Annotated in this window: 15 protein-coding genes and 1 pseudogene; 11 read left to right on the top strand and 5 right to left on the bottom strand. The window is 62.4% G+C overall.

Annotation, left to right across the window (positions count from 1 at the left end; genetic code table 11):
- Positions 1 to 112: 112 nt before the first annotated feature.
- Genes HT136_RS26645 through HT136_RS19630 form a run of 6 tightly spaced genes read left to right on the top strand, consistent with a single transcriptional unit; the run spans position 113 to position 6,993 of the window.
- On the top strand, positions 113 to 1,036 hold the full coding sequence (locus tag HT136_RS26645; protein ID WP_214201539.1) for a ubiquinol oxidase subunit II: 924 nt from the start codon (positions 113 to 115) through the stop codon (positions 1,034 to 1,036).
- Positions 1,036 to 3,105: a cbb3-type cytochrome c oxidase subunit I gene (locus tag HT136_RS19650; RefSeq protein WP_214201538.1), complete on the top strand. Its 2,070-nt coding sequence runs from the start codon at positions 1,036 to 1,038 to the stop codon at positions 3,103 to 3,105. The genes HT136_RS26645 and HT136_RS19650 overlap by 1 nt, the downstream gene beginning before the upstream one ends.
- Positions 3,102 to 3,737 (top strand): cytochrome c oxidase subunit 3, encoded by a 636-nt coding sequence (locus HT136_RS19645; RefSeq protein WP_214201537.1) that lies wholly within the window; start codon positions 3,102 to 3,104, stop codon positions 3,735 to 3,737. The genes HT136_RS19650 and HT136_RS19645 overlap by 4 nt, the downstream gene beginning before the upstream one ends.
- Complete coding sequence (locus HT136_RS19640) at positions 3,734 to 4,066, top strand: cytochrome o ubiquinol oxidase subunit IV (RefSeq protein WP_214201536.1); 333 nt, start codon at positions 3,734 to 3,736, stop codon at positions 4,064 to 4,066. The genes HT136_RS19645 and HT136_RS19640 overlap by 4 nt, the downstream gene beginning before the upstream one ends.
- A 5-nt stretch (positions 4,067 to 4,071) precedes the next feature.
- Positions 4,072 to 5,916 carry a glycoside hydrolase family 15 protein gene (locus HT136_RS19635; protein WP_214201535.1) on the top strand — a complete coding sequence of 615 codons (1,845 nt, stop codon included), beginning with the start codon at positions 4,072 to 4,074 and terminating at the stop codon, positions 5,914 to 5,916.
- 57 nt (positions 5,917 to 5,973) lie between these two features.
- A complete protein-coding gene (locus tag HT136_RS19630) occupies positions 5,974 to 6,993 on the top strand; it encodes an SDR family oxidoreductase (protein ID WP_214201534.1) in 1,020 nt (339 codons plus the stop codon).
- Between the two features lie 294 nt (positions 6,994 to 7,287).
- Here HT136_RS19630 and HT136_RS19625 read toward each other — a convergent pair whose 3' ends face one another.
- Positions 7,288 to 7,545, bottom strand: a complete 258-nt coding sequence (locus tag HT136_RS19625) for a DUF6894 family protein (protein WP_214201532.1) — start codon at positions 7,543 to 7,545, stop codon at positions 7,288 to 7,290.
- A 364-nt stretch (positions 7,546 to 7,909) separates the two neighbouring features.
- Positions 7,910 to 8,656 (bottom strand): Crp/Fnr family transcriptional regulator, encoded by a 747-nt coding sequence (locus HT136_RS19620; RefSeq protein ID WP_214201531.1) that lies wholly within the window; start codon positions 8,654 to 8,656, stop codon positions 7,910 to 7,912.
- 399 nt (positions 8,657 to 9,055) lie between these two features.
- Between HT136_RS19620 and HT136_RS19615 the strand changes: the two genes are divergently transcribed.
- Positions 9,056 to 10,450, top strand: a complete 1,395-nt coding sequence (locus tag HT136_RS19615) for an alpha,alpha-trehalose-phosphate synthase (UDP-forming) (RefSeq protein WP_214201530.1) — start codon at positions 9,056 to 9,058, stop codon at positions 10,448 to 10,450.
- A gap of 56 nt (positions 10,451 to 10,506) precedes the next feature.
- Here the strand turns inward: HT136_RS19615 and HT136_RS19610 are convergent, their stop codons facing one another.
- Positions 10,507 to 10,704, bottom strand: a complete 198-nt coding sequence (locus tag HT136_RS19610) for a hypothetical protein (protein WP_214201529.1) — start codon at positions 10,702 to 10,704, stop codon at positions 10,507 to 10,509.
- 319 nt (positions 10,705 to 11,023) lie between these two features.
- Here HT136_RS19610 and HT136_RS19605 point away from each other — a divergent pair, with 319 nt between their 5' ends.
- The gene (locus tag HT136_RS19605) at positions 11,024 to 11,773 is read left to right on the top strand and encodes a Crp/Fnr family transcriptional regulator (protein ID WP_214201528.1); all 750 of its coding nucleotides are present in this window, start codon (positions 11,024 to 11,026) and stop codon (positions 11,771 to 11,773) included.
- A 53-nt stretch (positions 11,774 to 11,826) separates the two neighbouring features.
- Here the strand turns inward: HT136_RS19605 and HT136_RS19600 are convergent, their stop codons facing one another.
- Both HT136_RS19600 and HT136_RS26775 read right to left on the bottom strand, forming a co-directional pair.
- Positions 11,827 to 12,585 carry a trehalase family glycosidase gene (locus tag HT136_RS19600; protein ID WP_343222257.1) on the bottom strand — a complete coding sequence of 253 codons (759 nt, stop codon included), beginning with the start codon at positions 12,583 to 12,585 and terminating at the stop codon, positions 11,827 to 11,829.
- Between the two features lie 181 nt (positions 12,586 to 12,766).
- Positions 12,767 to 13,120, bottom strand: a pseudogene (locus HT136_RS26775) (membrane-bound PQQ-dependent dehydrogenase, glucose/quinate/shikimate family); the annotation flags it as partial.
- 697 nt (positions 13,121 to 13,817) lie between these two features.
- Here HT136_RS26775 and HT136_RS19595 point away from each other — a divergent pair.
- The 3 genes from HT136_RS19595 (at position 13,818) to HT136_RS19585 (ending at position 16,882) form a co-directional block, all read left to right on the top strand.
- Positions 13,818 to 15,761, top strand: a complete 1,944-nt coding sequence (locus HT136_RS19595; RefSeq protein ID WP_214201527.1) for an AsmA family protein — start codon at positions 13,818 to 13,820, stop codon at positions 15,759 to 15,761.
- Between the two features lie 263 nt (positions 15,762 to 16,024).
- The gene (locus tag HT136_RS19590; RefSeq protein WP_214201526.1) at positions 16,025 to 16,555 is read left to right on the top strand and encodes a DUF4142 domain-containing protein; all 531 of its coding nucleotides are present in this window, start codon (positions 16,025 to 16,027) and stop codon (positions 16,553 to 16,555) included.
- Positions 16,556 to 16,615: 60 nt separating this feature from the next.
- A complete protein-coding gene (locus HT136_RS19585; protein WP_214201525.1) occupies positions 16,616 to 16,882 on the top strand; it encodes a hypothetical protein in 267 nt (88 codons plus the stop codon).
- Positions 16,883 to 17,377 lie beyond the last annotated feature (495 nt).

The following is a 17,377-nucleotide window of genomic DNA, read 5'->3' as shown; positions in this document are numbered from 1 at the left end:
ATAAGGCCGGCAAGAATCGGAACCTTGCGCAGCGCAAGCGATTAGAAAGTCACCCATCCTTTTTTTCCTCGCACCCCGGCGTATTGCGCCGAAGAGAAAAGGAGCGTCCGAGGTGTTCGCCCACCACTCCCGTGTGCCCACAAGATCAGCCGCTGACATATCCCTGTCTGCCCCGGCAAAGTTCGCTGTGGCCATCACAGCTGCCCCGCTCGCTGCCTGTGTGCGCGATGACGGGGTGCTGCACGCGGCAGGACCGATCGCGGCGCTGCAACGCACCACGCTGCTGGAGACCAGCCTGATGCTGTGCGCGGTCCTCGTGCCGATCTTCATCGGATTGCCGCTGGTACTGTGGCGCTATCGGCGCGGCAACCCACGGGCGGCCTATCGGCCGGACTGGACCTTTTCCTGGCCGCTCGAAATAGCGATTTGGGGCGGCCCGGCCGTACTCGTGGCGATCCTTGCCTTCGTGACTTTCACGGCGACCCAGGCCGCCAGCCCGTGGCGCTCAGTCGACGATGCCGCGGGCCGCCCCCCGCTCGATATCCAGGTCATCGCACTCGACTGGAAGTTCCTGTTCATCGATCCCGCGCACCATATCGCCACCGCCGACGCGCTGGTGATCCCCGCCGGGCGCGCGGTCCGGCTGTCGCTCACCAGCGATGCCACGATGCAGGCGCTGATAGTGCCGCGCCTCGGCGGGCAGATCTACGCCATGGCCGGCATGGAAACCCGACTGCACATGCGGGCCGACCGGCCGGGCGACTATCCGGGCGCGAACACGCAATACAATGGGCCGGGCTTCGCGGCCGAGCATTTCATGGTGCATGCCCTGCGGCCCGCCGCCTATGCCCGCTGGTTGGGGCAGGCGCGCAAGGCGCCGCCGCTCGATGCCGCATCCTACGTGCGGCTTGCCCGCAAGGGCACGCTTGATGCGCCGCGCGTTTATGGCAGCGTCGCGCCCGGCCTCTTCGCGTCGGTGCTCGCCCGCTACAGACACGCACAATATAGGCACGCGTCATACGGGGAGACCCGCTAATGCCAACCTTCACGCAGGACTGGACGTACTGGCTGTTCGGGCTGCTGCGCTGGTCAGACTTTCCGCCCAAGGCGGACGGCATCGCCACCTTCGCCGCCTCGCTGGTCGTGCTCGGCGCGCTGGCGGTGGTCGGCCTGGTGACGCGGAGCGGGCGCTGGCGCTGGCTGTGGCGCGAATGGCTGACCAGCCTCGATCACAAGAAGATCGGGGTGATGTATATCGTGCTGGCCTTCGTCATGCTGAGCCGCGCGGTGATCGAGGCGATCCTGATGCGCACGCAGCAGGCCAGCGCCATTGGCCAAGCCGGCGTGGTCAGCGCGGACCATTTCGCGCAGCTGTTCACCACGCATGGCTCGATCATGATCTTCTTCATGGCGATGCCGTTCCTGACCGGCCTCATCAACTACGTGATGCCGCTCCAGATCGGCGCGCGCGACCTGTCCTTCCCGTTCCTCAACGCGGTGGGGCTGTGGCTGACCGCAGCGGGTGCCGCGCTGATGATGGCCAGCCTCGTCGTCGGCAAGTTCTCGACCGGCGGGTGGAGCGGCTATCCGCCCTATACCGAACTGGGCTTCTCGCCCGGCGAAGGGGTGGATTACTGGATCTGGGCAGTCTCCCTGTCCTCGATCGGCTCAACCGTTACCGGCCTCAATTTTGCGGTGACGATCTACAAGAAGCGCTGCCCCGGCATGGACCTCCTGCGCATGCCGCTGTTCTGCTGGACGGCGCTGTGCACCTCAATCCTGATGATCTTCGCGATGCCCGCGCTGACCGTCGCCACCGCGCTGCTGGCACTCGACCGATACCTGGGCTTCCACTTCTTCACCAACGGCGCGGGCGGCGACGTGATGAACTATGCCAACCTGTTCTGGATCTTCGGCCATCCCGAAGTCTACATCCTGATCCTGCCCGCCTTCGGCGTGTGGTCGGAGGTCATCTCGACATTCTCGGGCAAGCACCTTTACGGCTACATCTCGCTGGTGGGCGCAACGATGGCGATCGCGGTGCTCTCTTTCACGGTGTGGCTGCACCACTTCTTCACGATGGGCCAGGAGGCGAACGTCAACGCCGCCTTCGGCATCGCCACGATGCTCATCGGCATTCCCACCGGCGTGAAGGTCTACGACTGGATACTGACCATGGTGCGTGGGCGAATCCGCTTCATTGCGCCGATGCTGTTCGCAATCACCTTTCTGCTGTGCTTCGTAATCGGCGGCCTTTCGGGTGTCATGCTGGCCGATCCGGCGATCGACTTCGCGGTCCACAACACGCTGTTCCTTGTCGCCCATTTTCACAACATGCTGATCCCCGGCACTCTGTTCGGCATGCTCGCCGCGTACATGCTGTGGTTTCCCAAGGCCTTCGGCTTCCGCCTGGACGAGATTTGGGGCCGCATCGCGTGGGCGCTGTGGAGCGCAGGCTTCCTCGTCGCCTTCATGCCGCTTTACCCCCTGGGCCTGATGGCGATGATGCGCCGCACGGCACAGACCACGCGCGCCGAATACGCGCCCTGGCTGTGGACCGCCGAAGTGGGCGCGGTGCTGATCGGCCTCGGCCTTGCCGCCCTGTTCGTACAGCTGTGGGTCTCCGTGCGAAATCGCGCGCGGCTGGCAGCGCCGCTGGGCGATCCGTGGGACGGACATAGCCTCGAATGGGCAACGCCCTCGCCCCCGCCCGAATGGAACTTCGCCGTTCCGCCCGAAGTCTCGGGTCGCGATGCCTTCACCGCGCTGAAGGCCCAGGGCATCGCCTATCGCGAGCCGGAACGGTACGAGGCGATCAGCCTGCCGCGCGGCACCGGCATACCCGTGGTGATCGGCGGCGCCGGTTTCGTGTGCGCGTTCGGCCTGACCTGGCACATCTGGTGGGCCGCGCTGGCGGGCCTCTTCGCGATGTGGGGGGGCGTGGTCTGGCGCAGCTTCCAGACCGATCTCGAACGCACCGTCGAAGCCGGCGAGGTGGCCGCCACGCACCGCCACTGGCTGAGCAGGGTCCACGCGGTCACGCCGGTAGGGCGCGATGCGGAGACCTCTGCTGACAACCGCGGCCTGGCGGAGCACGAAGCATGAGGTTCGCCAGCGGCACCGACCGCCATCCCGGCCTCAACATCCATGGCCGCGATCCGGACGCGCACCGCGCAGCAGAGCCGGTGATCTTCGGCTTCTGGATCTTCCTGATGAGTGACCTGGTGCTGTTCGCGCTGCTGATGGCAACCTATGCCAGCATGAGCCTTCACGGCATCGCTGGCGGCCCCACGCCCCGGCAGGCTGGCGATCTTGCCAGCGCGGGCGTGGAGACCGCGTTGCTGCTCGCCTCCAGCTTCACCTTCAGCCTCACCTCGCTCGCGCTCAAGTACCGCGACGATCGCCGCGCGCTGGTAGGCTGGATGGCGCTGACCGGCCTGCTCGGCCTCGGCTTCCTTGGCTGCGAGGCGAAGGATTTCGCTTCGCTGATCGGCAAGGGCTGGGCGCCCGAATTATCGGGCTTCCTTTCAGCACATTTCACGCTGCTCGGGACACACTTCCTGCACGTCGCCTGCGGCCTTGCCTGGATGGCGGTGATGTTCGTGCAGATTGCGGTGCGCGGTCTCGATCAGGCGGTAGCCACCCGCATCATGCGCCTCGCGCTGTTCTGGCACCTACTCGATGTCGTGTGGATCGGCATCGTCACCCTCGTCTTCCTGCAAGGCTCGCTATCATGAACCCACGCAACATCCCCCCCGCCACGCGGGACGACCCCGCCCGCGAACGCCGCCATTCGCTGCTCGGCCTGGTGTCGAGCGCACTGCTCACCGGCGCCGCCTTCGCGCTGGTGCTCGCCCAGCCTTTCGCAAGGCCGGTGCTGTTGGCCTGCATCGCCGCGCTTGCGCTCGTCCAGATCGGCTGCCAATTGTTCTTCTTCCTCCACATCGACCTCCGGCGCTCGCACCGCGACGACCTGCAACTTGTGCTGTTCACCAGTCTCGTCATCGTGCTGATGGTGGCCGGCTCGATGTGGATCCTGTCCAGCCAGCACGCGATGATGGGCTGAGTGCGATGGATGATATTGCCACCTGGCACCCCCACGCCATCGCCGACCATGCCATGGTGTCCGATGGACAGACGGGGGCGCTGGTCCACCGCGACGGTACGATCGATTGGTTGTGCCTGCCTCATTTCGATTCCGAGCCGTGCTTCGCCGCTCTCCTCGGCAATGGCGAGAATGGCGCATGGTGGCTTGCTCCAACCGAGGAAGTGGTCCGCTCGCACCGCCGCTATCGGGGCGATACGATGATCCTCGAAACCGAGTACGAGACCGCCAATGGCAGCGTGCGCGTGACTGATTTCATGCCCGCCGCGCGCGGGGCGGCACCCGATATCGTGCGCATCGTCGAGGGACTTTCGGGCAGCGTGTGCATGCGTAACCGCATGGCCTTGCGCTTTGCCGAAGGGCGCGTGCATCCGCGCGTATCGCCCATGCGCGACAAGGAAGACCCCGACGCTGCGCCTGTGCTGCGCGCCACTGCATTGGCGGGGCCGAACGCGGTCATGCTCGATTTCAGCCAGCCGCTCCGCGCACGTGACGGCCACGAGGAAACCCACTTCACAATCCACGCCGGCCAGTGTGAACACTTCGTCATGACCTGGTATCCCAGCCACGCCAGCCCGCCCGACCCGGTGGACGTCGACAAGGCGCTGGCCGAGACCGAAAAGTGGTGGAGCGACTGGTCGCGCCGCAACCGCTATGACGGGCCGGATCGCGCCATCGTCATGCGCTCGCTACTGGCGATCCGAGGACTGGTTCAGGACGAAACCGGAGGCATGCTCGGCGCGCTGACGGCTGGCCTGCCTGAAAGCCCCGGCGGTGCGCGCAATTGGGACTATCGTTTCTGCTGGCTGCGCGATGCTACCTTTGCACTGCTGGCTCTCCTGCGCGCGGGCTATCGTGACGAGGCGCGCGAGTGGATTCACTGGCTCTACCGCGCACTGGCTGGCGAACCCATCGCGGTGCAGCCGTTCTACACCATCGATGGCGGTCGCATAGCCACCGAGCGCGAGGCGTCCTGGTTGGAAGGGTTCGCTGGCGCCCGCCCAGTGCGCTTCGGCAATGGTGCCGCCGATCAGCTGCAGCTCGATGTCTATGGTGAGGCGATCGACGCTCTTTTCGTGGCGCGCAATGAGAACCTGATCGAGGACGGACAGCTGATCCTCGAACTGGGCATGCAACTCGAAAAGATGTGGTCGGCCCCCGACGACGGCATCTGGGAAAGCCGTGGCAAGCGCGAGCACCACGTCTATTCCAAGGCGATGTGCTGGGTCGCCTTCGACCGCGTCACCCGGCTGTTGCAGGAGACCGGCGAGACCGATCCCGAAGGGCGCGATGCGGAGCATTGGCGCGCGCTGGCGAATACCGTTCGCGCACAAGTGATGGAGCGCGGCTTCGACAAGGACGTCGGCGCGTTCACCCAGAGCTACGGATCGCGCGACCTTGATGCCGCTGTGCTGCGTCTGCCGCTGGTCGGCTTCATCGATGCCAACGACCCGCGCATGCTCGGGACCGTCGCTGCGATCGAGCAGGAACTCATGCGCGAGGGCTATGTCTGGCGCTACAAGACCAACGGGTCAGACGGGTTGGAGGGCGAGGAAGGTGCGTTCCTCGCCTGCTCGTCCTGGCTGGTCGATGTCTACATAGGGCAGGGCCGCGATGAAGACGCGCGCACGCTGTTCGACCGGATCGCCGCTTCCGCCAACGACCTCAACCTGTTGAGCGAAGAGTACCTGCCTGAAAAGCGCATGATGCTGGGCAATTTCCCGCAGGTGCTGAGCCATGTCGCGGTCATCAACAACGCCTTTGGTCTTGCCGTCGGGTCTGGCCGCATAGACCGCTACCAGCGCGGATGAACACTTCCCCGCAAGCGCGGGGCCATAACCGGGGAAAGAAAGCAAAGGAGAAGTATCTTGTTCGGAAAAAACGAGAAAAAGCCGCCCATCGTCGTCGTCACAGGCGCCTCCGCCGGTGTTGGCCGGGCGGTTGTACGCCGCTACGCTCAGGACAAGGCGAAGATCGTCCTTATCGCGCGCGGAAAGGACGGGCTGCACGCCGCTGCGCGCGAAGTCGAGGAAGCCGGCGGCGAGGCGCTCGCCATCAGTGCGGACGTGGCTGATGCCGATGCGGTGGAAGCTGCAGCTGCCAGCGCCGAAGGGCGTTTCGGTCCGATCGACATCTGGGTCAACGTCGCCTTCGCCGGGGTTTTCTCGCGCTTTGCCGACATGAGCCTTGCCGATTACAAGCGCGTTACCGAAGTGACCTACCTCGGCCAGATCCACGGGACGATGGCGGCGCTCAAGCGCATGATCCCGCGCGATCACGGCGCGATCGTGCTGGTCGGCTCGGCCTTGTCCTATCGCGGTATCCCACTGCAATCAGCCTATTGCGGAGCCAAGCACGCGATCCAGGGCTTTCACGATTCGCTCCGCAGCGAACTGCTACACGACAAGTCGCGCGTCCACGTCACCATGGTCGCGCTGCCTGGCGTCAACACGCCGCAGTTCGACTGGGTGCGCAACAACCTTGGTCGCAGGGCGAAGCCGGCCAGCCCGCCCTATCAGCCCGAACTGATAGCCGAAGCGATCCATTTCGCCGCACGCACCCGGCGCAAGACGATCCAGATCGCCTGGCCGACGGTGGAGGCCATCTGGGGCGATCGCTTCGCCTCCTCGCTGCTCGACCGCTATCTGGCGCGCACCGCCGTATCCGGTCAGTTGAGCGACGAGCCACTGCCGCCCGACTATCGCGACAATCTCTACGAACCCGTTCCCGGCGATCATGGCGCGCACGGCCGCTTCGACGCGAAGGCGCGGCAAATCAACTCCAAGTTCTGGTTCACCCGCCACCGCCACGCTCTTACCGTGCTGCTCGGCGCCGCGCTCACCGTCACGGGGACTGCCTATACCCGCTCGCGAACCTCAAAAAAATGAAACATATGCCATACTAGATAAATCATGCAGATTCTCGCAAAGACGAGAACCACGATTTTCATCGCGAATTGGCTCTGAATAAGACTTTATGACAGCTATTATAATGCACCGATCACGGGCACCTAAAACAGGGCAGGTTTCACGCCTCCCCACAACTTCCGCTTGTTCAGTCTGAGGCGCGTAATCTGTCCCTCAGTCTGGTCATTCGACCATGGCGAGATGATCGCGTGCGGAACCGCCATCAGGGCCTTCAAAAACCAAGGCGCATTCCAATCGACATGATGTACCTTAGTATCAGTCGTTCGCGCTCGCGACGAGGCTCCCTGCTGATTGGCCCGTTGCAAGATCGATGGCAAACCGCTCGTCACGGCTCTCGCCCAGAACCGCGATCCGCCAGGGTTGCGTGCGAAGGAACCGCTCCGGCGCTTCACGAAGCAGTTCCCCGGCAAGCTGCACCGCAGCGAGAACCGCGCTTTGCTCGCTTGCGAAGTCGGCCGACACATCATCGCTCGCGGGCGTACCATCGTTGACCTTGAAGTAGAATCGGGACACTGACCGGCTCCATTGTTCTTACGCTGCGTGATCGCCTCTGGCTCGTCAGGAATAGGAGAAACGCCTGAGCACGGCATCGCGTCCTGCCCTCGTGCTGAAATCTGGACGAAACGTGGGGTTTTTCCCCCATACACGCCAAATAGGGCGGTGCGTGGCCATGCCATCCGGCTCCCGTGAGGCGCCGGGATGCAAAGCTCTTCACCAGCGACGGCAGATGCCCAGGTTTGGGAGGAAACGCCAAGATCATCCTAAGAGTTCCCGCTCTTTGCGTGACGTTGCATTGCTAGATTCAGCTACGAACACGGCGGCCTGCGACTAGCACGCGAACGACATGATGCGGCCATTGGAACCGTGGCGAGATGGCTTATTCCGGAGCAATGCATTCGTGTCCCCCCGCCTCGAGATGAAGGTAATTCGGATTGAACATGGCCACGGCCATGAGTGCGCGCAGATCGTGAACCTCAAGTCGTTTGTTACGGATTTCGATCAAGCCTTCCCGACGCATTTCCTGGACCGTGCGATTGACATGAACCTGCGTCAGCCCCGTGGCATCGGCGATTTCCGACTGGGTCAGCGGAAACTCGCAGGACCTTTCCTGCGTGCGCCCGATCGTGCGCAGCCGAACGAACATTTCGCACAGCAGGTGGGCGATACGTTCGTAGGCGGTGCGCTGGCCAATGCTCGTCGTCCATTCACGCTGGATCGCAACAGTGACCAACTCGCTCCACCAGAGCGCCTGTGCGATGCGCGGTGACGTCTCGATGATCTCCTGAAATTCGCGTTGGGAAATTTCCGCCAGCCGGACCTGCGTTACGGCGGACAACGAATGGTCCATCGACTTGAGGATAAAGACGTTCGTGTCGCACAGGTCGCCTGGCACGAAGAAGGACAGGATTTGCCGGCGCCCGTCCGCCAACTGCTTGTAGCGTTGAGCCCAGCCTTCCAGAATAACGTTGACGAAACGGGGTTTTTCGCCCTCGCGGATGATGTCCTGACGCGGAGCAAGAATACGGGCACGCTTGCGCAGAGCCTTGTCGAGGACTTCACGATCGGCATCAGACAGGCTGACAAAGGCGGAGAGATGCAGCGTCAAGGAATGAACGAGCTCCATGGGAAAGTAAGTCCTTCTCATTGCTGTGTCCTTGAGAGCCGACATTCACATGCGTTAATACGCCGCGCGCGCTGCGCGGCCTCTTCGGGATGCAAGACCCCACCGTGCTTCCCGAAAAACCCGCTTGCTTCGACGCCGCGGTGGCTTCGTGGCGGAACGCGTCTTGTCCGCACACCGGCATGAAACGCGTGGGTATGGGAAAGGCTCCCGTTGACAACCCTATCCCGGGGGTAAGCGGCAGGCTCTGCAACAGGGCGGTGACGGACGCAGGTAAAGCCGCCTTCGGCCGCGCAGGAAATCCTTATGATAATTATCAATTCCCATCGATCCCAAGAAACGCTGCGGAGACTGACGGCATTGTCGTTTTATTCCGCGTGAGAGAGGCGAAACGAGAAAACCATGAATGAACGCGTTATCGTCGTATCCAATCGCCTGCCGATGGGTGACAATCCATCCGGCGGTCTTGTCGTCTCCCTGCATGACGTGTTGGCTGCATCGGGTGGTTGCTGGATCGGCGCGCACCCTGATGCCGGCAGCGATGACGGCCGCTTCGAGCCAATCGGCGAAACGCCATACCGCCGCCTGGCCTTTAGGCTCAGCGATGCGGAGGTGAAAAACTACTATCTGGGATTTTCCAACTCGGTCCTGTGGCCGCTTTGTCATCGGCGCGCCGACCTGGTCAAGATCAGCCCGGGATTCACCGACGCCTACCGGGCGGTCAACCGGCGTGTTGCCGAGATGATCAAGGGGGAAATCACCGCCACCGACCTTATTTGGGTGCAGGACTATCATTTCATTCCGCTAGCCCGCGAATTGCGCCGATTGGGCGTGCCCAATCGTATTGGCTTCTTCCTGCACATCCCGTTCCCGGTCCTTGCCGACCTCTCGATCCTCCCGTCTCCCGAATCCTTCGCGCAAGATCTTACCCATTACAACCTGATAGGCCTTCAAACACGCGGCGACGTAGCCCGTTGCCTTGAAATGTTCCGCTCCGATCCCCGCGCCGAATTCATGACCGACGGCTCGATAAAATTTGCCGACCACGTTACGCGTGTCCGCTCGTTTCCAATCGGGATCGACGTCACATCGTTTCGCGCGCAAGCCGCGCAAGATGGGAAAGACCCCTTCGGTGCCGCTAGCCCCGAACCATTCGCCATTGGTGTCGATCGGCTCGATTACAGTAAGGGGCTGCCCAATCGTTTTCGGGCTTTCGGGCGCTATCTGGAAAATCGCCAGGACGGCATTCGCCCCTCGCTCATCCAAATCGCGCCCCCCACCCGGCAAGGGGTACAAGCCTACGACGACATCACTGAAGAGCTCCAGGGCCTTACCGGGAAGATAAACGGCCAGTTTGCCGAGCTCGACTGGACACCGATCCGCTTCATCAACCGCTCGGTTGAGCGCTCGCGGCTCGCCAGGCTGTTCCGCAGGGCTCGTGCTGGACTCGTCACCTCGCTTGCCGACGGCATGAATTTGGTGGCCAAGGAGTATGTAGCGGCGCAAAGCGAGGACGATCCAGGCGTCCTTATCCTGTCACGCTTTGCCGGCGCGGCCGAAGACATGACCGACGCCCTGCTGGTCAACCCATACGATATAGAAGATATGGCTGGTGCTATCGATCGCGCGTTCCGGATGGATCTCAGCGAACGGCGTGAGCGCCACCGAGCCTGCCTTGAATGCGTCATCAACTCCCGAGCCGGCCTGTGGGCGGAAAACTTTCTCACGATGTTGCGAGCAAGCGTGGAAACCCTCGAAATGCCACCCACGCCGGAACTGCATCCACAGCTGAACTAAACGCGCACCGCGCGCATCCTTTCCCCGCGGTTCAGCTCAAGTCCCGAGCGAGCGATTCAGCTGGAAATGCACCAGACTTCCTCGCTGCGGTGCATGGAGCAAAGCTTCTTTTTGCCCAACCACAACTCCACGTTGCGACCCGCGGCCTCGCCACGCGCTGCCCTGAGCGCGCCGCCAGCATCCACCGAAGTGAATTCCACCGACTTTACCAGGCCCTGGCCATCGTCCGAAAAACGTAAAGTGAAGACAGGCATGAATCGCCTTTCTGCTTCCTTGAGGGAAGCGCTGGGAAGTACGTTGGGATGCGGCGCACAATACCATGCCGTGGCGCTCGCGGCGATGTTCGCCGCCCGAAAAACCGCTTGATCGTTATCAATCGATGCGGGCTTGCAGGGCCAGCACGATCATCGCGTCCACACTATCGTCGTGCAAAAATCCGCATCTTTCCAGGACCAAAGCACCGTCGGCGATTCGAATTGCTCCCCGAGGCACCATCGGAATGGGAGCACCGGCAACACTTGTGCATTATAGGAGCAATGCCAACAGCGACGCGAAAAGGAGGTGCTTTGAGCCGTGTTGACGCAGGCCTTTCTTGCCAATCGCCGGGGAGTCGAGCTCAGCCTGGAGGAACGCCAACTACTGGAATCGGCCATCGCAGAGGTTCGCAACGTCGAGCCACGACAAACGCTCATCCCGCCCCGATCGAGCATCGCGGTGAGTACCCTTCTGCTCGACGGTATCGTCTCGCGCTTCATCGATGATCACCAAGGCTTACGTCAACTCGTAGCGATCCACGTTCCAGGTGAGTTCGTCGATCTTCATGCCTACCCTATGCTCGAGCTCGATCATGGCATCGCGACACTCACTGCGGCGCGGGTCGCCATCGTCCCACACGCCGCACTAAGGCGCATTCTCGACCCACGCCCCGATCTGACACGTAAACTCTGGTTCTCCACGCTCATTGACGCCGCATTGCACCGGACGTGGCTGTTTCGCGTAGGCCGGCTTGACGCGGTCGGCCGCGTTGCTCATTTCCTGTGCGAAATGAATCTGCGCCTGCAGGCGATCGGTCTGTCCGATGGGCAGACTTACGCACTCGCGCTGACCCAAGCGGACATCGCCGAGATCTGCGGGCTGACGACAGTCCATACCAATCGTGTCCTGCGCCAGTTGCGCGAGGCAGGACTGTGCCATGTCCACGCCTCGCTGGTTGAAATTCTCGATTCCCCCGGGCTGGCCCGACGCGGCAACTTTGATCCGCACTACCTGTACCTCAACGTACCCGCTTCCGGGAACGGGACGAACGCCATTGATCTGGCCTGAAGTCCCCCACCCGGGCTCTGGGATCCATCATCTTGATGACTGTCGTGGAGCGGTCAGCGTTGGCCGTCAGGCGCGGCAACGCGCGCACGCGGAGGGCAGCGGGCGACGAGAGCGTCCTTCGTCCCAGGCCGATCGAGCAGGACACGGGACACCCCGTTGGTCCAGCCGAACCCATCCTGAACCGGGTACTCCCCTCCTCCCCCGGCCAAACCCTGGTCGACGTCGTATTTCTCGACCATCCGTCCGGTGCAGGCATAGAACGCGGACACCGTGGCGATCCAGCGCCCCGCAATCCGATCCGCAAGGTCCGATCGACCATAGCGATCTAGCCCCTGCACCGCGATCCACACCAGCGGCGCCCAGCCGTTTGGCTCGTCCCATTGCTGCCCGGTCGCGACGCTCGTCGTGCGCAGTCCGCCTGGGGCAAGCAGACGCGCCTCGGCCAGCTTTGCGGTGGCCTCAGCTTGATTGGGCGAAGCCAATCCCACGAAAAGCGGATAAAGCATGGCCGCACTCAGCGACTCGCTCGGGGCCTGGCGATCACGGTTCCAATCCACGAAGCGCTGCTCGTCCCGCGACCAGAGATAGCGCATGATCGCCGCCTTACGATGCGTGGCGCGTGTTCGAAAATCGTCATGGCAAGCCTTGTCCGCCAATTCCTGACAGCGCCGCGCAATTGTGTTTTCCAGGTTCCAGAGCAGGCTGTTGAGATCGATCGGCACGATCCGAGTGGTTTCGATAGTCGCCAGTGTTCGGCCGTCTCCCAGCCAACGCGAGCTGAAATCCCAGCCGCTTTCGGCGCCGGCACGCAGATTGCGGTATACCTCCCTGGCGGGACGCGGTGCAGCGGCGCGTGCAGGCCGGATCGGAACTGCGGCTCGCGGCGCTCACGATCTTCGCCGTTTCCGACGGCGTCGCTGCATAGTTGGCCGCGACGACACCGGAGCCATCCACGCCAGGCTGGCCCTGCGCCTGCCCGGCCCCGTCCGCGTTCGCATCGTAGTAGCTTACACCGCGACAGGCGGCGGTGTAGGGGATCGCGCTGTCGGGCACGCGGGGATCGAAGCGCCACTTCTGGTCACCGGTCGCCGGATCGTAGGCGATCACGATGTTCTTGGGCGTGCACACGTAAAGCGTGTCGCCAATCTTGAGAGGCGTGTTCTCGGCCCCATAGGTGCCCTTGGCCTTATCCGATGGCATGTCGCCGGTGTGGACGCTCCAGGCGCGCGTGAGGGTACCGACGTTGGCGGGGGTGATCTGGGTCAGCGGCGAATAGCGGTGCCCGGCGAACGAACCGCCATATTGCGGCCAGTCGTTCCCGGCAATCTGCAACGAAGGATCGCTCATCGCCATGCGTGCGGCAGGAAGGATCGCCCGGCCGCCCAGCCCCGTCGAGCGTGCCGACGATCGCGAACAAGGCGCCGACCGTGACCACCGTCCCCGCGCAGGACAGCGCCGCCACGCGCCACCGCCCGGCCCTGCGCCCCAGCGCAGCGAGCGAACAGATCACCGGGATCAGCAGGACCGCCGGAGCGAAAATCCGCGGAACGAGCGCCCAGGCATCATCCCCCGCTTCCCAAAGCGCCCAGAGCACGGTGCAGACGAAGATAGCGACGTAGAGCCAGCCCCCCGCCGGGCGGCCGAGAACGAGCAGGACGCCCGCCGCGATCATGGCCGCGCCGGTGAAGAGGTAATAGGGCGAGCCCCCCAACCAGGCGAGCCATACCCCCCGCCCAGCAGCACAAGGCCGATGAGCGCGAGAAGAACTCCTGTGGCGATGACCAGCCAGGAGCGTGCGAAAGAGGACGGAATGGTCATGATAGCGGCGTCCGGCAATGGGCTTTGAGGGGCTCTCGGCTCGTCCGAACTCGATCAGCTGGCTCAGGCCCTAGGTTTGACTCGGGAATGCCTCGACCCAAGCAATGTTCCGAATTGATCAGGAAAAGCTTTGGAAGCATTTTCGTGAATCGTCCCGACCAGACCGTATCGAGAGCCTGCAACGCGAACCTCGGCAACCTCCCCGCAGGTCGCGGGTTTTTCGCCCATGACGGCGCGATCGCGAGACCAGAAGAAGGCGAAGGGCCGCAACGTTGACCGGGTGGGTCGGATCCTCGTCGCACTGGCTACGATCGCCGCGCTTCTTGTGTTGGGCGCTGCAGCTTTTCCCTTTTCCCTCGTCAAAGGTCCGATAGCCGACCGGCTCGGCGCCCGGCTGGGCACGCACGTCTCAATCGGGGCAATTGAGCGGCATCCGGCACTCTCCTTCACACCGACCCTCGTGCTGCACGACGTGACAATCCGGCAGCCAGCATGGGCGGGGCCCGGCAACATGGCACAGGCCCAGCGGCTGACCGTCCGCATCGCTCTGCTGCCACTGCTGGTGGGAGATAAACCGGCGGTCGAGCGAATCGACGCAGAGGGCCTCACGCTCAGTCTCGTACGCGATAGCCAGGGACGCGCAAACTGGCTGGGGCCACGGCGTCAGCCAGCCAAAGAAGACGAGCCGCGATCCGCCCGGGGTCACGGCTTTCTTGAGATGTACGTCAGGGATGCCCATGTCTCGCTGCGCGACGTCAAGCGCGCACTCGCACTGGAGGGACGGTTCTCGTCCGACGCAGCGGGATTACAGGTGGAGGCCAAGGGCCGCTTCCACGATTCCCCAGCCACGCTGTCCCTGCGCGGAGGCCGCATCGCCGCACTGGCCGCCGACGCGCGCTATCCGATCACGCTCGAATTCACCTCGCCGCTGCTCCAACTGCGAGCCTCGGGACACAGCCAGGGGGCGCTCGACCTGCAGTCGATGACGCTCGCCATCCAAGCCAGGGCGCCCAGCCTCGGCTATCTCGACGATATGATCGAAGCGGGACTGTTCGGCACGCAGCCGATCGATCTCGACGCGCACGTACGCCATCTTGGCCCAGACTGGTTCATCGACAGCCTGACCGGCTCGATCGGCCGCTCAAAGGTCAAGGCCCGGGCCACGATCCTGAAACGCGCAGGCCGCACGAAAATCGATGCCGACACGCATTTCAGCCAATTCGCCTTTGACGACCTGTCGGACTCACAGGGGCGCGCCAGGGCGCGCGCAATCGAAGCCCGGACCGGCCCGCGCGTGCTGCCGGGAACGCGGATCAACCTCGCCAAAGTCGGACCGACAGATGGAACTATCCGCTTCATCGCCGACCAGCTCTTGTTACCCAAGTCGGTGTTCCGTTCGCTTTCGGGGCGCCTCACACTTAAAGGCAAGCGGCTGACTGTCGAGGACATCGATGCGCGAATGAAGCAAGGGCGGATGACCGGCCATCTGGCGGTCGATCAGCGTGGCGGGGCGGCGCATCCCCAGCTCTCGCTCGACCTGGCGGTGGAGGACGCGCGCCTCGAATCGGTGCTCGGGTCGGCGGACGCCACCGGCCCGCTGCGCGCCCACATTGTCTTGAGTGGAACCGGCGACACCATCCGCGAAGCGCTCGGGCGGGCCAACGGACGTGCGGGTGTCGTCGTGCACGACGGGCGTGTGAAACGGATTCTCGCCGCCGTGCTCGGGCAGGATCTGGGCAAGACGCTCGGCGCACTGCTCAAGGACAAGGAAAAAATGGTCCCGCTACGGTGCCTCGCGATCGGCTTTCAGGCCCGTGACGGTCGGCTTGCGGCCCAAACGTTCCTTGCCGACACAGGCATCTCGATTGGTCAGGGACGCGGCGAACTCTCGCTCTCCTCCGAAGGCATCGCCTTGTCGATCCAGGGACGCTCGCGCGATTCCAGCGCGCTGCGTCTGAAAGACCCGATCGTTGTTGGCGGCACGTTCTCCGCGCCGACGCTTAGCGCAGCTGGCCATCCCCCCGGCAACGCGGTGAACGTCGGGACCGTTCTCTCAGCCATCGGGAACTCGGTCGGCAACGCGCTCGGTCTGGATGGCCAAGCAAAAGAGGACGCCGCAGAGCTACCAAACCAGATAGACTGCCCCGCGCTCACCAAGCGTGTGCTGTAATCACGCGGCCACCTAAAACGTACGATTGAGCGCGCCTTCGTTTGGTCTTGGTGGGTCTCCGGGCGACGAAAAGGTCGCCCCGTAACGTATGCCTAAGCGAGCCGGTGATGGGACCCCAGGAGCGTCTGGACATGTTAACCTGCTTAACCTTCCGTTTCCACCTGTCGATAAATCCACCCGGTCGGTCTTCACATCAACTCGGCCCCGAACACGTTGGCCCGGCCCGGCTTTGACCAAAGGAACACGCGAAAAGGAACCGGACTATGGTGGACAGTTGGAAAACCTCGTTGGAAAAGGTTGGCGATGCCTTTGGCGGCGCGGCCGGCAAGCTTCGCGCCTCCATTGTGACAGACGCAGGGGAATTTATCGAGAAAGTCAGCGTTGGAAATCGCTACGAAATTGAAGCCGCAAATATTGCGCTTCGACGAACGCCTTCCAATCCCGTGCAGGCCTTCGCGCACGACATGATTAGCGATCACACGCGTGCCAGCGAGGATCTGACCGCTGCGCTGACAAGGTCGCAGGACACGGCAGGCCTCCCCACCCTTCAGGAAGATCTTGATGAACGGCACAAGGCGATGCTTCGTCATCTGGATGAGGCACCGCAGGAAGAATTCGAATCCGCCTACATGGACCAGCAAGCCGTGGCCCATGAGGAGACAGAAGCGCTCTTGCGAAGCTATGCCGAGCGTGGTGACAACGCCACCCTCAAGATCTTTGCCGCCAAGACACTTGAGGTGGTGGTCGAGCACATTGGAAGGATAGATGCGATCAGAACATCGAACTCTTCTTAAGCGGGCGAAGTGCCGCCACGAAACGCGACGCAGCGGAGACTCTAGCAATCACGATTGCCCATGCCTGTGCTTTACCGAACACCAACGGATCAAAGGAAAAACGGATGCCCCAGAAGGAAGGGGATTTGGACGACGAACGGTGCAACCCCGGTCAAAACACCCAAGGGACAGGCGGAACTGGCGCAGCCAGACGACAGCCCCAAGAGTCAAAAAAGCACGAATCATTTCAACGTGAAAATAGAATTTTTGCGGGAAATAAACGCGACACACAACACCATGAAGAAAATAAATAACAAAATAAACAAACAAACAAATCAACTTCATTAATATCCCATGCAATTTATCATTAAAAAAATCACACTAAAGGTGAAATTTTCAATTTAAAATTCTAAATGAAATATAAATTTAAAGTCCCGCTCAATACATTTTTACGACTAACCGACAAACCTCCCCTACAAATAGACGCTTGCCAAAAAATTGTTCGCACCAAGAAGTGTGCAACAGCACTCTAGGCGCAAAAACGCCACGCCCTGTCGCAAAATCAAACGCGTCTCAAAATGTCCTCGTGCAGCTCGCGTCGGCGTTGGCTTTTCGAATGGAGCATTCCTGCCTAATAAAAGATTATATCTTTATAATTCAAACAAAAAGAGATTATGAATTCCGCCTGCCGCCCCAGCCAGTTTTCAGGTTCAAGTGGCTTTGTTGCGCAAATCGTTCAGCGGGTAGCGGTTGGCCTTTGAAAGCGTTCGGTCACGCGACGCGCTGAGTTTGAGGCGTTCCGAGCGCGGTGAAGCGGTTGAGGATGGCCGCACGGATTTGCAT

The sequence above is a fragment of the Novosphingobium profundi genome (assembly GCF_018491765.1).
GTDB classification, from domain to species: Bacteria; Pseudomonadota; Alphaproteobacteria; order Sphingomonadales; family Sphingomonadaceae; genus Novosphingobium; species Novosphingobium profundi.
The sequence above is the reverse complement of the archived record's forward strand: the minus strand, read 5'-3'. Positions and strand labels throughout refer to the sequence as shown.

Bases quoted from the DNA above. Each gene is read 5' to 3' on its own strand.
- HT136_RS19635 (WP_214201535.1), top strand. From the start codon at position 4,072: ATGGATGATATTGCCACCTGGCACCCCCACGCCATCGCCGACCATGCC.
- HT136_RS19590 (WP_214201526.1), top strand. From the start codon at position 16,025: ATGGTGGACAGTTGGAAAACCTCGTTGGAAAAGGTTGGCGATGCCTTT.
- HT136_RS19640 (WP_214201536.1), top strand. From the start codon at position 3,734: ATGAACCCACGCAACATCCCCCCCGCCACGCGGGACGACCCCGCCCGC.
- HT136_RS19585 (WP_214201525.1), top strand. From the start codon at position 16,616: ATGCCTGTGCTTTACCGAACACCAACGGATCAAAGGAAAAACGGATGC.
- HT136_RS19650 (WP_214201538.1), top strand. From the start codon at position 1,036: ATGCCAACCTTCACGCAGGACTGGACGTACTGGCTGTTCGGGCTGCTG.
- HT136_RS19645 (WP_214201537.1), top strand. From the start codon at position 3,102: ATGAGGTTCGCCAGCGGCACCGACCGCCATCCCGGCCTCAACATCCAT.
- HT136_RS19595 (WP_214201527.1), top strand. From the start codon at position 13,818: ATGACGGCGCGATCGCGAGACCAGAAGAAGGCGAAGGGCCGCAACGTT.
- HT136_RS19615 (WP_214201530.1), top strand. From the start codon at position 9,056: ATGAATGAACGCGTTATCGTCGTATCCAATCGCCTGCCGATGGGTGAC.
- HT136_RS19620 (WP_214201531.1), bottom strand. From the start codon at position 8,656: ATGGAGCTCGTTCATTCCTTGACGCTGCATCTCTCCGCCTTTGTCAGC.
- HT136_RS19610 (WP_214201529.1), bottom strand. From the start codon at position 10,704: ATGCCTGTCTTCACTTTACGTTTTTCGGACGATGGCCAGGGCCTGGTA.